Genomic DNA, 14,339 nt, shown 5'->3' with positions numbered 1-14,339 from the left:
ATGAAAAAGTTAATCATAAAAGCAAGTTTTCTTTTAATAGCAATAACCGCTGTGGTTGGTTGTAAAAAAGATCTTGAAGAAAAATTTAATAATCCAGAAAAAGTTCTGGATCCAAGCCTGACTGGTTTATTTACGGGTATGCTCAATAATGACCGGGTGGCAGCGAAATATTGGAATGTACGTACATTTTTAACGCAAATGCCTGGTGTTTATGCCCAAACCAGTTATATCGCTAATGGCAATACCATCTATCAGCAAAGTGATGGTTATTCTCAGCAGTATTGGGATGATTTTTACAGTACAGGAGGTAATGGTAGCGGAGTAATGGCCCAATACAGAACGATGGAAACAAAGTATAAAACACTTTCTGCCGATGATCAAGCTAGTCAAAAAGTGATCATGCAGGCTGCAAAAGTAGTTTTAATTGAACAAGCTGCCAAAATGGTTGATTTGTGGGGAGATATCCCTTATTCGGCCGCTGGAAGTTTGAACGTTGATAATACCATTAAAAATCCCAAGTACGACGAACAAAAAGCCTTGTATACCTCATTTATTGCTGATTTAAATGATTTAGGTAAATATTTTAATACCAATACAACAACTGCTGCGTTCTCGAAATCAGATATTTTATTGAAAGGCAATATGAATATGTGGGCTCGCTATGCAAACTCATTACGTTTACGTTTGTTGATGCGCATTTCAAAAACAGACGAAAGTACAGCCAGAACAGCGATTTTGCAAATGTTAAATGATGAGAGTTCTTTCCCACTTGTAGGTAGCGGAGCATCAGCATTATATAATCCAGGAGCTACAGATATTTTGCTAACGCCGCTTACAAACAGTTCAAGTGATTTACGTGATGCTTTCTTTGAAGGTAGTTGGTATGCAACAGATTACGCATTAAATTCTGTCATGTTGCCTGCAAATGACCCACGTATTCCAGTTATTTATGATAAATATGGCCGCACGGTTAAAATTAATAACAAGGATGTTTTTGTTCCAAATGCAAATTACAGGGCAATGCCAATCACTTTTACTACAGCTGAACAAGAATCAAACTTTCCTGATTATGCGGTATTGGATTCTGCAACATTTTTGTTTAATCAAAAATTGCCTGGAATTATCATTACTGCATCTGAAGTGAACTTCATCAAAGCTGAAGCTTTTGAAAGATGGGGAAGCACAACTGATGCTAAAACTGCATATGATAATGCGTTAAGACAATCGGTAACTTTCTACCATTACTTAAACAACCTCAACCAAGGTGGTGGGTTCAAAAATGTAACAGCTCCTACGGATTCTGTAGTAACTGCGTGGGTAGATGCTTCAACTGCTACTTATACTGGATCATCTGCAGCGAAACTTACCTTAATTTACAATCAAAAATGGTTACATTATGGCGTATTGCAATCAACAGAAGCTTGGTCTGAATACAGGCGGACCGGATTTCCTGTTTTAACTTTCCCTTCAACAGGAAAATTATCAGGATTTGATACACCTCCAACTAGATTGATTTATCCTGCGAAAGAAAAAACCCTGAACAGTGAAAACTATCAGGCAGTAGCATCAAAAGATACACGGAAAACCAAGATATTCTGGATGCCTTAATAAAATGATTCACTAATCCCAGCCACCTCTAATGGCTGGGATTTTTATATTTACACATGAATAAAAAATTATTTTTAGTTCTCGTTTTTAGTTTTTGCGCCAACTTTCTTTATGCTCAACGCAATGATATTGTAAAAGAATCTACCACCTACGAATGGCCAAAAGATCCATTGGTGAAAGAAAAGTTAGATAACTGGCAGGATAAAAAATTCGGCATGATCATTCATTGGGGTTTGTATGCCGTTCCGGGAATTATCGAATCGTGGTCCATTTGCTCTGAAGACTGGATTGAAAGAGACACCACCATTTCTTACGAGGATTACAAAAAAGCTTACTGGGATTACAGTAAGCAATTTAATCCTACCAAATTTAATCCTGAACAGTGGTCGGCAGCTGGCAAGGCTGCAGGTATGAAGTACCTGGTTTTTACCACCAAGCACCATGATGGCTTCGCCATGTTTGATACTAAACAAAGTGATTTTAGCATCGCCAAAGGCCCATTTGCCAATAACCCAAAAGCTGATGTTGCGAAATATGTTTTTGATGCCTTTAGAAAAGATGGCTTTATGATTGGTGCCTACTTTTCTAAACCCGATTGGCACTCGCAATATTACTGGTGGCAAAAATATGCTACGGCAGATCGAAATAATAATTACGATATCAATAAATACCCATGGCGCTGGAACATGTTCAAAAAATTCACTTATAACCAGATCAGTGAATTAATGAATAACTATGGCAGTATTGATATTCTGTGGTTAGACGGTGGCTGGGTTCGTCCGCTGGAAACGGTAAATGAAGAAGTGCTTTCCTGGGGAGCACCAATTCCTAAATGGAGCCAGGATATTGATATGCCGAAAATAGCGACTATGGCTAGAAACGCACAGCCAGGATTATTGATGGTAGACCGAACGGTTCATGGACCTTATGAAAACTATCAGACACCGGAACAAAAAATTCCGGATACACAATTGGATCATCCCTGGGAAAGTTGTATGACTTTGGGCGGTGCTTGGGGCTTTGTACCCAATGATCAATATAAGCCAACTGGAGAAGTGATTCATAAATTGGTTGAAATTGTAGCCAAAGGTGGAAGTTTATTACTGGGCATAGGACCAAAACCCGATGGAACATTACCTGAAGAAGTCACTCAAAAATTAAGTGAAATCGGTAAATGGACCTCCAAAAATGGTCAGGCCGTTTACAATACCCGAATCACCAAAAACTATCACGACGGACAAACCTGGTTTACGCAAAGCAAAGATGCGAAAAAGCGTTTTGCCATCTATTGTGTTAAAGCAGATGAGGCTGTTCCAAGCGTGATAAAATGGCATAATAATACACCCAAAAAAGGTACTGATATTTTTCTTTTATCAACAGGAAAGAAAGTGAAATGGCAAAATGTTGGGAACGAAACCATTTTATCATTGCCAAAACTTGAAAAAAGTGCCGCGCTGGCTTTTGAATTTATTCCGCAGTAAAAGATTATCATCACATGAGATTAAAAACAATCATTTGTAGTGCGGTGATAAGCATTCAAGTATTTGCCTTTCAAACCACATTTGCACAAAATAAGCCTGCTTTAAAAACTGCAAGGCAAATGGTTTATAAAAATCCCCATGCCAAAATAGATGATCGGGTAAAAGATCTGATTGCAAGAATGACTCCTGAAGAAAAATTCTGGCAACTGTTTATGATTCCGGGAGATGTAACTGCTGAGAACAAGGCGCAGTTTAAGCATGGGATTTTTGGTCTTCAGGTAAGTGCGGCTGCGCAAGGTACTGGAAATGCCCAGCAAATGCTGACGTATAATACCACTGAAGATGCACTTTCTTTGGCCCGGAAAATAAACAAAACTCAAAAATATTTTATAGAAGAAACCCGGCTGGGTATTCCGATTATCCCATTTGATGAAGCTTTACACGGTTTGGTTAGACAGGGTGCAACAGCATTTCCGCAATCCATTGGTTTAGCTGCCACTTTCGATACTACATTGATGGCACGAATAGGGAATGCCATAGCAATAGAAGCAAGGGTTAGGGGATTACGTGATTTGCTGGCGCCAGTGATTAATATCGCTACAGACGTAAGATGGGGTAGGGTGGAAGAAACTTATGGTGAAGATCCATACCTCACTACAGCAATGGGCCACGCATTTATGAATGCCATTGAAGCGCAGAATATCATTGTCACACCTAAACATTTTATTGCCAATGTGGGTGATGGCGGCAGAGACAGTTATCCAATAGAACTGGATAAACATTACCTCGAAGAAATCCATTTTCCGCCATTTAAAGATGCTGTAAAGAACATTGGTATTCGTTCCTTAATGACTTCTTATAATAGTGTTTATGGTTTGCCTGCAACTGCAAATCCGTGGTTGCTTACTCAGAAACTTAAGAAACAATGGGGCTTTAAAGGTTTTGTAATCTCTGATGCCGGAGCTGTAGGTGGCGCAAATGTATTGCATTTCACCGCAAAAAATTATCATGATGCCACTGCCCAGGCGATCAATGCAGGTTTGGATGTGATCTTCCAGGTGGATTATCAGCACTATAAATTATTTTTACCTGCATTTTTAGATGGCAGTATCCCCAAATCTAGAATTGATGATGCTTTAACACGGGTATTGAAGGCAAAGTTTGAATTAGGCTTATTTGAAAATCCGTATGTAGATGAAGTGAAGGCTGAAAAGTCTTTATCAGATCCTACAAATCATCAATTGGCTAAGGAAGCTGCTTTAAAATCATTTGTATTGTTGAAAAATGATCATCAGGTTTTGCCTTTAACGCATGGGAAGAAAATTTTAGTTCTTGGTGAAGATGCTACAGAAGCCCGGCTGGGTGGTTATAGTGGCTCAGGAAATAAAAAAGTCAGTATTCTTCAAGGGATAACAGATCTTGCAGATGCTAATGATAAAATCAGTTATCTGAAAGGAAGTAGCAGGGCTTTAAATGATCATGTTCTTGTTGATAGTACATTCCTTTCTTCAATGGGTGGTAAGGGGCTTGCGGGTTCTTATTTCAAAGGGATTAATCTTTCAGGAACTCCTGCTAAAATGAAAAGAGATCAGGTGATCGATTTCAGCTGGACCTTATACCCACCAGATGCAGCACTGCCATTGGATGATTATTCAGTGCGTTGGGAAGGTAAAATTACTTCGCCAACAAACGCTGATCTCCACATTGGCCTGGAAGGAAACGATGGTTTCAGAATGTTTTTAGATGGTCAGTTGGTTATTGATCAATGGGATAAGCGATCATACCATCTCCAAACCGTTCCATTTCATTTCGAGAAAAATAAGGCCTATGATATTAAAATAGAATTTTATGAATCTAAGGGGAACGCGAAAGTGAAATTGGTTTGGGACTACGGCATTCAAAAATCTGAAGAAATTGAAAAAGCTGTACAAGCAGCCAAATCAAATGACGTGATAGTAATGGTGGCAGGAATAAAAGAAGGTGAATTTCTGGATCGGGCCATGCTTAATCTACCCGGCAATCAGGAAGAATTAATTCAAGAACTTGCTGAAACAGGTAAACCATTAGTGGTGATTTTAACGGGTGGCAGCGCCATTAATATGCAAAATTGGTACAGCAATGTATCTGCCATTCTGAATGTCTGGTATCCGGGCGAAGCTGGCGGAACTGCTGTTGCCGAAACACTTTTCGGAAAGTCCAATCCATCAGGAAAACTACCCATTACGTATCCGGTTCATGAAGCGCAACTGCCTTTGGTGTATAACCATAAACCTACGGGCCGTGGCGATGATTACAATAATTTAAGTGGTGAACCCATGTTTCCATTTGGATACGGCTTAAGCTATACGCAATTTAGCTACAGTAAACTTAAAGTTGATCGGCAAAGTATTTCAAAAAATGAAACCACCCGCGTAAGTTTTGAACTAAAAAATACAGGTAATTATGATGGTGATGAAGTGGTGCAGTTGTATATGAGACCTTTGCTCAGTGATTTAGCGCAGTCTGTTTTGGCTTTGAGAGCTTTCGAAAGAGTACACTTAAAAGTGGGTGAAACTAAAGTGGTTTCATTTAAGGTAAATAAAGAGGTACTTCAGACTTTAGACCGTGAAAATGTGTGGCGTGTGGCACCAGGCGAATACCGGATCATGATTGGTGCATCCAGCAAAGTACTTTATTTGAAGGAGAACATTACCGTGAAGCCTTAATGATTAATACGTATTCTAAACTAGAGGAAGAATGGCGAAATAGATTGCTTCCCCGAAAGGTCGGGGCAGGCTATCGTTCCTCCTCTCAATGAAGAAAGCCACCAGCTTTGCAATTTTTGCGCTTATCTTTGCTTCCTTTGCGGTTAATATGATAGGCTTGTTTTTTGATTTTGCTTTAACAGATTGCTTCGTCGTACCTCCTCGCAATGACGAAATCCTAAGTATGCACCCAACTTTGCTTCCTTTGCGGTTAAAATAACTACCCTAACCCCTCAATTCCTAATTTAATCGCCAGCTCATTTAAATCTTTAACCACCACATCAATTAATGGAATACCATTCACTTTCCTTTCCAGTTCAAATTCATGTTCCGGTTCACCTGGGATAATTACTTTTTTATCAGGATCAATTGTTTCAGCACTTTTGAATCGTTCGATCCAATTGTCTAAATGATTTTTAAAATCAGCAGCCGGGCGAAAACCATCCACCCGCATCGCACCTAGAAAATGTCCGAGACCCTCACCAACCGGATTGGCAGATGGTTCCAAGAAAGCTACAAAAGGTGGCACCCACGGACCATAATTGGCACCCGAAAGTACAGCAGATAAAATGTCAACTGTTGCACTTAAGCCATAACCTTTATGACTTCCATGATCTTTATCACTGCCCAGTGGCAAAAGTGAACCACCGCTTTTTAATTCATTTGGGTTGGTAGAATTTTCTCCATTTTTGTCTTGCACCCAGCCATCAGGAATACTTTTATTCGCTCTTTGGGCAATTTCCAGTTTTCCATTTGCTGCTGCAGCGGTAGCCATATCTACGATTACAGGAGGGTATTTGCCTGCCGGAAAAGCATAACACATAGGGTTGGTACCTAATAATCTTTCGCTCGAATAAGTAGGTGCTACTAATGGGCTCGCATTTGTCATGCTGATTCCAATCATATCTTTTTCAACCGCCATCAAAGCATGATAACCCGCGATACCGAAGTGATTTGAATTTTTTACAGAAACCCAGCCACTACCATATTTTTCAGCCTTTTCTATTGCAACCTGCATGGCAAACGGTGCCACGACTAAACCTAAACCTGCATCTCCATCAATGGTGGCAGTTGTTGGTGTTTCATGAACAATTTTAATATCAGGAGTAACATTGATTCTATTTTTCTCCCATAAACGTACATATCCACTTAATCTGGCTACACCATGTGAATCTATTCCACGTAAATCTGAACGAATTAAAACATCCGTCGCTAAAGTTGCATGTTCATCAGAACAGCCCATTTTTTTAAAAACGCTATGAGTAAAAGCTCGGAGTTTAGTTTCGGTAAAGGTAATGAAGTTCATTTTTTATTTTTTATCATCATTGCGAGGTACGAAGGAATTTTACTAAGTAGATTGTTTCGTGCCTCGCAATGACAGAATTTTTATATTACGGCAACAGCAAAGTAAAATCGCCACCCAGTGGTTCAAAATTCTCAATACAAGTAGAAAGAAAATCTTCGCCATAATTTACATACATCGGCGCTATGTTTAAAGTTCTTTCCTGCATGGTTCCATTTGGAAAAAGTCTTTTCTTAACGTTTTCGATTTGAATTAAAGCCATTTCATGCTTGCGCTTTTCAGCCCTGAATAATTTCTTTTCCAGGTTGGCGAGCAAATGATTTGTCCTCTGTTTTGCCGTGTCTGCAGATACCGAAAGGGTTTTATCAATTTTATAGGCATTCAGTTTGATCTGATCAAAAATGCTGTTAATGGCCCTGGTTTCATCAGCTAAACTCAATTGGGCAGTAGTGTTTTTCTGAACCCACTCATTTTTCAATTCTTCAACCGGAAGAAAGATATCTTCCAGTGAAAAACCTAATTTATATAAGTTTTCTGCACTTCTTTTATCGATTAATAAGGCTGAGTTACGCAGTAATAATACCGGGAAATCAACTTTATAATAATCGAAATTTGCCTTTAACTGCATCCAGTAGGCAACTTCAGCACCACCACCAATGTAGGCTATGTTGGGCAAGATAACTTCTTCGTACATAGGACGCATCACTACATTCGGACTAAAACGTTCTGGATGAGTATCAATTTCTGCTTTAAGTGCTTCTTCTGTAAAACTGATATCAGTATTTTTGACTAGATATTTGCCTTTTTCAAAAAGTAAACGTTCACGCAAATCATCCTTCAAATAAAAAAAGTTAATGTCACGGCCATTTACCTGAGTTTTATAGCCCAGGTCTTCCAATGCCTTTGAACTCCTGTCAATATTTTTCGCGCTGTTTTGTGCTGTAATATCAGCTGTGATAATATGCTTAAACAGGTTTTTCAAAGATGAATCATCTGCATTAATAATGACTAATCCATATTTTTCAAACAGTTTGTTTACTAAATAACGCGTGGCATCGGCAAGGTTATCATGTTCCAGGTAAGCCTTTTCTACCAGCTTTGCAATGTGTTTGCCATTTCTTGAAATACCGAGATAACCTTTGTAAGCTGTAACAGCGGCAGCAACAGTTTTTGTGCTTAATCTACCAGTAGCGCCATTGGTATTCTGGATCCAACTAATATTTTTTTCATCAACACTAACGTGGTTAATTTCTTCAAAGTCGTGATCTTCTGTAGCCATCCAATAAACCGGAATAAAGTTTTTTTCAGGATGAGCCATCTTTAGTTCAATGGCCAGGTTGATGGCTGTTACAATTTTATAAATAAAATAAAGTGGGCCTGTAAACAGGTTTAGCTGATGACCAGTGGTTACTGTATAGGTATTTTCATTGGCCAGCAATTCAATGTTTTTGGTTACCGATTGATTCGTTTTTAGGTTTTGATATTGCGATTTTAAAACATCTACCAGAATATTTCGATCACCTAAAAAATTTCGTTTTTCAATGGCTTCGGCTAAACCATCCATATCAGGGCGATAACTATAAAAGGCTTTGAGCGCCTCTTCATTATTGATATAATCCAAAACCAGTTTCGAAAAAGAACCGGTTTCCTGATAGGAGATATATTTTGCCTGCATAATTAGCGAAAGTACTGCAATTTAGGGATATTCATAAAGACAAACCACTATTTTACAATTGTTAAATAATTTAAACTCAATTACACTAATACTTGCATTCTACACTAGCAAAGAGAGATTATTGATTTCGTAACTAAAAAGTTAATCTCTATCAGATTAATAGACTATGTATGCAAATTCATACCTTTGTCTCAACTAAAAATTATAAGTATGCATAAGAAACTCTACTTCATTATTCTCTTTATCGGTTTATCATTCAGTTCACAAGCGCAGATCATTACCGGAACCGTGCGGGATTCTCTTCAAACCATTATAGGAGCAACCATAACCGTAAGTGGAAAAGGTTTAAAAGCAGGAACCAATGCCCAGGGAATTTATCAAATACAATTACCTGCTGGTGGTACATTTACATTATCTGCAAGTTACCTGGGTTATCAAACACAGCAAAAACAAGTTACCGTGGCTGCAGGCGAAACGAAACAGCTTAATTTTACCTTAGTTGAAAATAAAAATGAGCTTGATGGGATTGTAGTCATTGGTTCAAGAAGTGCACCACGTTCTCAAATGGAAACTGCTGTTCCGGTAGATTTAGTAGATGTGCAAAAAGTGGCACAAAACGCACCACAGGTTTCATTGGCACAGATTTTAAATTACGTTGCTCCTTCTTTTACTTCAAATGTTGTGAGTTTAACCGACGGAACAGATCATATAGATCCGGCATCATTACGTGGTTTGGGTCCTGATCAGGTATTGGTTTTAATTAATGGCAAAAGAAGACACACCACTTCATTAATCAATATTAATGGAAGTTTAGGTAAAGGATCTGTAGGTACAGATTTGAACGCCATTCCAACTGCTGCTATTAGCAAAATAGAGGTGTTGCGGGATGGTGCTGCAGCTCAGTATGGATCTGATGCTATTGCAGGAGTAATTAATATTATTCTGAAAGAAGATGTAAACAAACTTTCTGCAAGCATTACTGCCGGAGGCTTTGCCGGAAAACATTCTGACGGATTAGATGGAGAAACAGCGCAGGCTAATGTAAATTATGGTATCAAATTAAATGATAAAGGTGGTTTTTTAAATTTATCGGGTTCGTTTGATTATCGTGATTATGCATCCAGAACCACACCATATCGCGGTGTAATTTTTACAGATTATAATAATCCTTCTTTATATCCCACACCAACCGGGGTAGATATTACTGATGCCGAACTGGCCAGGAGAGGTCTTACAAGAGGTGATTTTGTGCCGAATATTGGTCAGAGCAAAAATCGTGGGGGAGCACTATTCTTAAATTCTGTAATCCCTGTAGCCGATCATGCTGAAATTTATGCTTTTGGTGGGTTAAACTTTCGTAATGGTACATCAACAGCTTTTTATAGAACACCTCGCCAGTTAACACAAACCAATGCAACTATCTATCCAAATGGATTTTTACCAGAGATTGTTACGTATAACAATGATCAGTCGTTGGCGGTAGGTATTCGTGGTAAATTAGGCGAATGGAAAACCGACTTTAGTAACACCTATGGACGCAACCAGATAAACTTTACCACTGCCAATACATTAAATGCATCTATGCTTACTTCATCACCAACTTCTTTTGATGATGGCGGTTATGATTTTATTCAGAATACTACAAACCTTGATTTTTCCCGTTTTTTTGAAAACACCTTGAGTGGTATTAATGTGGCATTTGGTGCAGAGCACCGCTATGAAAACTATAAAATTATTGCGGGTGAGGAAGCATCTTATGCAAATTATGGCAATGCCATTAATGTAGGTACAACGGCAAATCCTATATTAGTTCCTGATTTAAAAGGTAATATTTCTACCCGATTTGCTCCAAACGGAGCCGCTTATGTAGGCGGAGCGCAGGGCTTTGGTGGTTTTAGTCCGGATAATGCCATTAATGTAGGCCGATCATCTGTTGCTGCATATGGAGATGTAGAAGTAAATTTTACAGATAAATTTTTGCTTGATGGAGCATTACGTTTTGAAAATTATTCTGACTTTGGATCTACACTTAACTTTAAGTTGGCTGGTAGATATAAATTTTCCGACAAGTTTGTTTTACGTGGTGCTGCAAGTACAGGTTTTAGAGCACCATCTTTACAGCAACGTTATTTCAATGCTACTTCAACAGTATTTATTGATGGTAATTTTGTAGAATCAGGTACTTTCTCTAATGATAGCAGAGTTGCGCAGTTGTTGGGTATTCCAAAATTGAAAGAAGAAACCTCAAAGAGTTTCAGTGCTGGTTTTACCTCTAATTTGGGTAAAGTTAAAATTACTGTTGATGGTTATTTAGTGAGAATCGACGATCGTGTGATTTACACTGGCCAGTTTAGTGGAAGTAACGCAGCCAATGCCTCAGCTCAGGATAGAGAAATTTATACCCTCTTACGCCAGGCGAATGCCAGTACTGCCCGGTTCTTTGCTAATGCCGTAAATACTGAAACGAAAGGGATTGATGCTGTAATTTCATATTCTACTGGCTTAGGTAAAGGAACTTTAAGAACTGATTTAGCCGGAACAATTTCTAAGACTTCATTGGTTGGGGGCATCAATACATCTCCGCTTCTGGCAGGTAAAGAAAGTACATATCTGGATGAGGCTAGCGTAATTTTATTAACTAAAGTCGTACCGCGGTTAAAAGGTAATTTAACTTTTGATTACACTTTGGATAAGTTTAATGTGTTTTTACGGAATGTTTATTTTGGTAAAGTGTCGCAACCTACGAATGTGATTGCTAACAGACAAGAATTGCCCGGCCGTGTAATTACTGATTTAGGCTTAGGTTATAACTTAACCAAAACTTTAAAATTAACAGTGGGTGCCAATAACATTTTCGACGTTTACCCCGCAGAACTTTTAACTGGAAGTCAGGGCACATCTGGTATTTTATATCCCAATCAGGCGCCACAATTTGGTTTCTTAGGAAGATATGTATTTACCAGATTAAACTTGAATTTCTAGGTAAATTAATCACGCTAAAAATCCGATCGAATTAATTTTCTATCGGGTTTTTTGATTCATTTAAACTTGTTGAGCCTTAACTAAGTGAACCTGTGTTATTTTGCAAAAATTACAGCGATGATTCCAAATAGGATTGGAATAGCGATTAACATTAAGCCAATAAATTGCCAGATAGGGGTTTTGGTTCTTTGCGAAATTTCTGAAAGGCCGTTCTGGTATGTTACTGGCATTTGATACCTTGATAAGGTTTGTTTGCAATGTAAGCAGTGCGAATAATATTGTTTACCAGTTGGAAAAACGGGAATCCAGAAGATATGAAAATACCCTGAAATTACAGTTATATAAACAGTGTCCCGCTCGTTGCAGTAAACACAATTGGTATCAGCTAATTTGTCTGTTAGTAAGGTCGAACTTCTAGTCCCAAAGAAAAAGATCATAATTTTAATTTATGAGATGGTAAAATTAATAGGGGATATGATCGTCGGTAATACAAATATAAAATAAAATTTGAAAGAGCCTGACTGCAGGTGAAAAGAGTGGAAAACAAAAAAGCCGTTCCGATTAAATCGGAACGGCTTGTAAAATATTTGGTTTAGTGATTTACCATTTTTTTCTGCGTTCGCCACTTCCACCTTCACGACTTCCACCTTCTCTGCGTCCGCTACCACCAGTGTTTCCACCTTTTTCATCACGGCTACGACCAGAGAAATCTCTGAAACCGCCACCGCTTGTTCCACCTTCACGACTTCCGCCTTCGCGTCTTCCGCTACCGCCAGAACTTCTGCGCTCACCGCCGCCGCTACCGCCACGGTAACCACCGCCACCGCCGCTTTTGCGTTCGCCACCGAAACCACCGCTACGTCTTTCACCGCCACCACGTCTTTCGCCACCACCTTCACGACCACCATCTCCGCTTTTTTCAATGCGAACCTGACGACCATTGAATTCAACAGATTTAAAGCCTTCAAAAACAGTATCAGCTACAGCATCTTCTACTTCAAAGAAAGAGAAAACACCTTTTAAATCGATTTTACCAACGCTTTTGCCACCAATTTTTCCGTTGTTACAGATAAATGATAACATGTCGCCACGTGTAAATTCATCTACAGAACCTAAATTAATGAATAAACGAGTGTAACCTTCGCTACCACGTCCACGTCCGGCACGTTCACCTCTTTCTCCACGATCATCACCAGCTGCTGCATTTAAATCAGGTGCTTTAGAATAGTAATCCAAGAAACGGTTAAACTCTAATGAAGCGAAACGTTTAATTACATCTTCCTTAGAAAGTTCCTTAAACTCATCCATAATACGTGGAATGTACTGATCGATTTGTTCGATATTTACTTCTACGTTATGAACTTTATGCACTAAAGAGAATAATTGTTTTTCACAAACATCAAATCCTGTAGGAAGCTCAGCTTTAGTAAATTGTTTACCAATAATACGTTCCAGTTGACGGATTTTTCCGACTTCTTTAGAATTGATGATACAAATTGAAATACCAGTTTTACCAGCACGACCAGTACGGCCAGAACGGTGGGTATAACTTTCAATTTCATCAGGTAAAGAATAGTTAATTACGTGAGTAACGCCGCTTACATCGATACCACGTGCAGCAACATCAGTAGCAATTAATAATTGCATGTTACGCTCACGGAAACGTTGCATTACTTTATCACGTTGTTGTTGCGATAAATCGCCGTGTAAAGCATCAGCATTGTAGCCATCTTTAATTAAATGCTCAGCAACATCTTGTGTATCCAATTTGGTTTTACAAAATACTACCGCAAAAATTTCAGGGTTGAAATCTACAATACGTTTTAAGGCTGCGTATTTATCACGTGCACGAACGATATAATATTCGTGTTCAATGTTTACGTTACCTGTGTTTTTGGTGCCCATGGTTAATTCAACAGGCTCGTTCATGTATTTTTTAGCAATACGGCGAACTTCTGCTGGCATGGTAGCCGAGAATAACCAGGTTTTTTTGTCATCAGGTGTAGTTGATAAAATGTCGTTGATGTCATCCTGGAAACCCATGTTTAACATCTCGTCAGCTTCATCAAGCACAACATATTTAACTGAAGAAAAATCAATGGCTTTACGGCCAATGATATCCAACATACGGCCAGGCGTGGCCACTACAATTTGTACGCCTTGGCGTATTTCGCGTAGTTGTTGCATAATGTTCGCGCCACCGTAAACGGCAACAACGTGGGCATTAGCAACGTTTTTAGAAAAGTTTTTAAGGTCGTTAGCGATCTGCAAGCATAACTCACGGGTAGGGCATAAAATTAATGCCTGTGGTTTATTAACTTTAAAATCGATTAGTTCTAACAGCGGCAAACCAAATGCGGCTGTTTTTCCTGTTCCTGTTTGGGCCAAACCAACAAAATCATTAGTGCCTTCTAACAGTACAGGAATACTTTGCTCCTGAATAGGCGTTGGAGTTTCAAATCCAAGGTCCTTTACGGCATTAACGACGTCATCACTTATCCCCAATAATTGAAATGGGTTTGTCATTCGTCTTTTATTTTTAATTG

General features: G+C 38.8%; 8 protein-coding genes. 4 read left to right on the top strand and 4 right to left on the bottom strand.

Annotated features, from left to right (window positions below):
- From EV200_RS04705 to EV200_RS04695, 3 genes are read left to right on the top strand one after another with little or no spacing between them, the layout of a single operon-like run.
- Window positions 1–1,608 carry a SusD/RagB family nutrient-binding outer membrane lipoprotein gene (locus EV200_RS04705; RefSeq protein ID WP_132529729.1) on the top strand — a complete coding sequence of 536 codons (1,608 nt, stop codon included), beginning with the start codon at window positions 1–3 and terminating at the stop codon, window positions 1,606–1,608.
- 56 nt (window positions 1,609–1,664) lie between these two features.
- The gene (locus EV200_RS04700) at window positions 1,665–3,089 is read left to right on the top strand and encodes an alpha-L-fucosidase (RefSeq protein WP_132529727.1); all 1,425 of its coding nucleotides are present in this window, start codon (window positions 1,665–1,667) and stop codon (window positions 3,087–3,089) included.
- Between the two features lie 14 nt (window positions 3,090–3,103).
- Window positions 3,104–5,794, top strand: a complete 2,691-nt coding sequence (locus EV200_RS04695; RefSeq protein ID WP_132529725.1) for a glycoside hydrolase family 3 N-terminal domain-containing protein — start codon at window positions 3,104–3,106, stop codon at window positions 5,792–5,794.
- A gap of 259 nt (window positions 5,795–6,053) precedes the next feature.
- Here EV200_RS04695 and EV200_RS04690 read toward each other — a convergent pair whose 3' ends face one another.
- Entirely contained in the window at window positions 6,054–7,139 is a 1,086-nt protein-coding gene (locus tag EV200_RS04690) for an Ldh family oxidoreductase (RefSeq protein ID WP_132529723.1), read from the bottom strand.
- A gap of 85 nt (window positions 7,140–7,224) precedes the next feature.
- Window positions 7,225–8,811 (bottom strand): bacillithiol biosynthesis cysteine-adding enzyme BshC, encoded by a 1,587-nt coding sequence (gene bshC / locus EV200_RS04685; RefSeq protein ID WP_132529721.1) that lies wholly within the window; start codon window positions 8,809–8,811, stop codon window positions 7,225–7,227.
- A gap of 210 nt (window positions 8,812–9,021) precedes the next feature.
- On the opposite strand from bshC, the gene EV200_RS04680 reads away from it, so the two are divergent.
- Complete coding sequence (locus tag EV200_RS04680; RefSeq protein ID WP_132529719.1) at window positions 9,022–11,793, top strand: TonB-dependent receptor; 2,772 nt, start codon at window positions 9,022–9,024, stop codon at window positions 11,791–11,793.
- A 95-nt stretch (window positions 11,794–11,888) separates the two neighbouring features.
- Here EV200_RS04680 and EV200_RS22185 read toward each other — a convergent pair whose 3' ends face one another.
- Both EV200_RS22185 and EV200_RS04670 read right to left on the bottom strand, forming a co-directional pair.
- The gene (locus EV200_RS22185) at window positions 11,889–12,230 is read right to left on the bottom strand and encodes a zinc-ribbon domain-containing protein (RefSeq protein ID WP_132529717.1); all 342 of its coding nucleotides are present in this window, start codon (window positions 12,228–12,230) and stop codon (window positions 11,889–11,891) included.
- Window positions 12,231–12,393: 163 nt separating this feature from the next.
- Window positions 12,394–14,319 carry a DEAD/DEAH box helicase gene (locus tag EV200_RS04670; protein WP_132529715.1) on the bottom strand — a complete coding sequence of 642 codons (1,926 nt, stop codon included), beginning with the start codon at window positions 14,317–14,319 and terminating at the stop codon, window positions 12,394–12,396.
- Window positions 14,320–14,339 lie beyond the last annotated feature (20 nt).

Origin of the sequence: Pedobacter psychrotolerans (assembly GCF_004340665.1) — a bacterium.
Lineage (GTDB): Bacteria > Bacteroidota > Bacteroidia > Sphingobacteriales > Sphingobacteriaceae > Pedobacter > Pedobacter psychrotolerans.
This window is presented reverse-complemented; position numbering and strand designations above follow the sequence as displayed.

Excerpts from the sequence above, each read along its gene's own strand:
- EV200_RS04705 (WP_132529729.1), top strand. The coding sequence starts at position 1 with ATGAAAAAGTTAATCATAAAAGCAAGTTTTCTTTTAATAGCAATAACC.
- EV200_RS04700 (WP_132529727.1), top strand. The coding sequence starts at position 1,665 with ATGAATAAAAAATTATTTTTAGTTCTCGTTTTTAGTTTTTGCGCCAAC.
- EV200_RS04695 (WP_132529725.1), top strand. The coding sequence starts at position 3,104 with ATGAGATTAAAAACAATCATTTGTAGTGCGGTGATAAGCATTCAAGTA.
- EV200_RS04690 (WP_132529723.1), bottom strand. The coding sequence starts at position 7,139 with ATGAACTTCATTACCTTTACCGAAACTAAACTCCGAGCTTTTACTCAT.
- bshC (WP_132529721.1), bottom strand. The coding sequence starts at position 8,811 with ATGCAGGCAAAATATATCTCCTATCAGGAAACCGGTTCTTTTTCGAAA.
- EV200_RS04680 (WP_132529719.1), top strand. The coding sequence starts at position 9,022 with ATGCATAAGAAACTCTACTTCATTATTCTCTTTATCGGTTTATCATTC.
- EV200_RS22185 (WP_132529717.1), bottom strand. The coding sequence starts at position 12,230 with ATGATCTTTTTCTTTGGGACTAGAAGTTCGACCTTACTAACAGACAAA.
- EV200_RS04670 (WP_132529715.1), bottom strand. The coding sequence starts at position 14,319 with ATGACAAACCCATTTCAATTATTGGGGATAAGTGATGACGTCGTTAAT.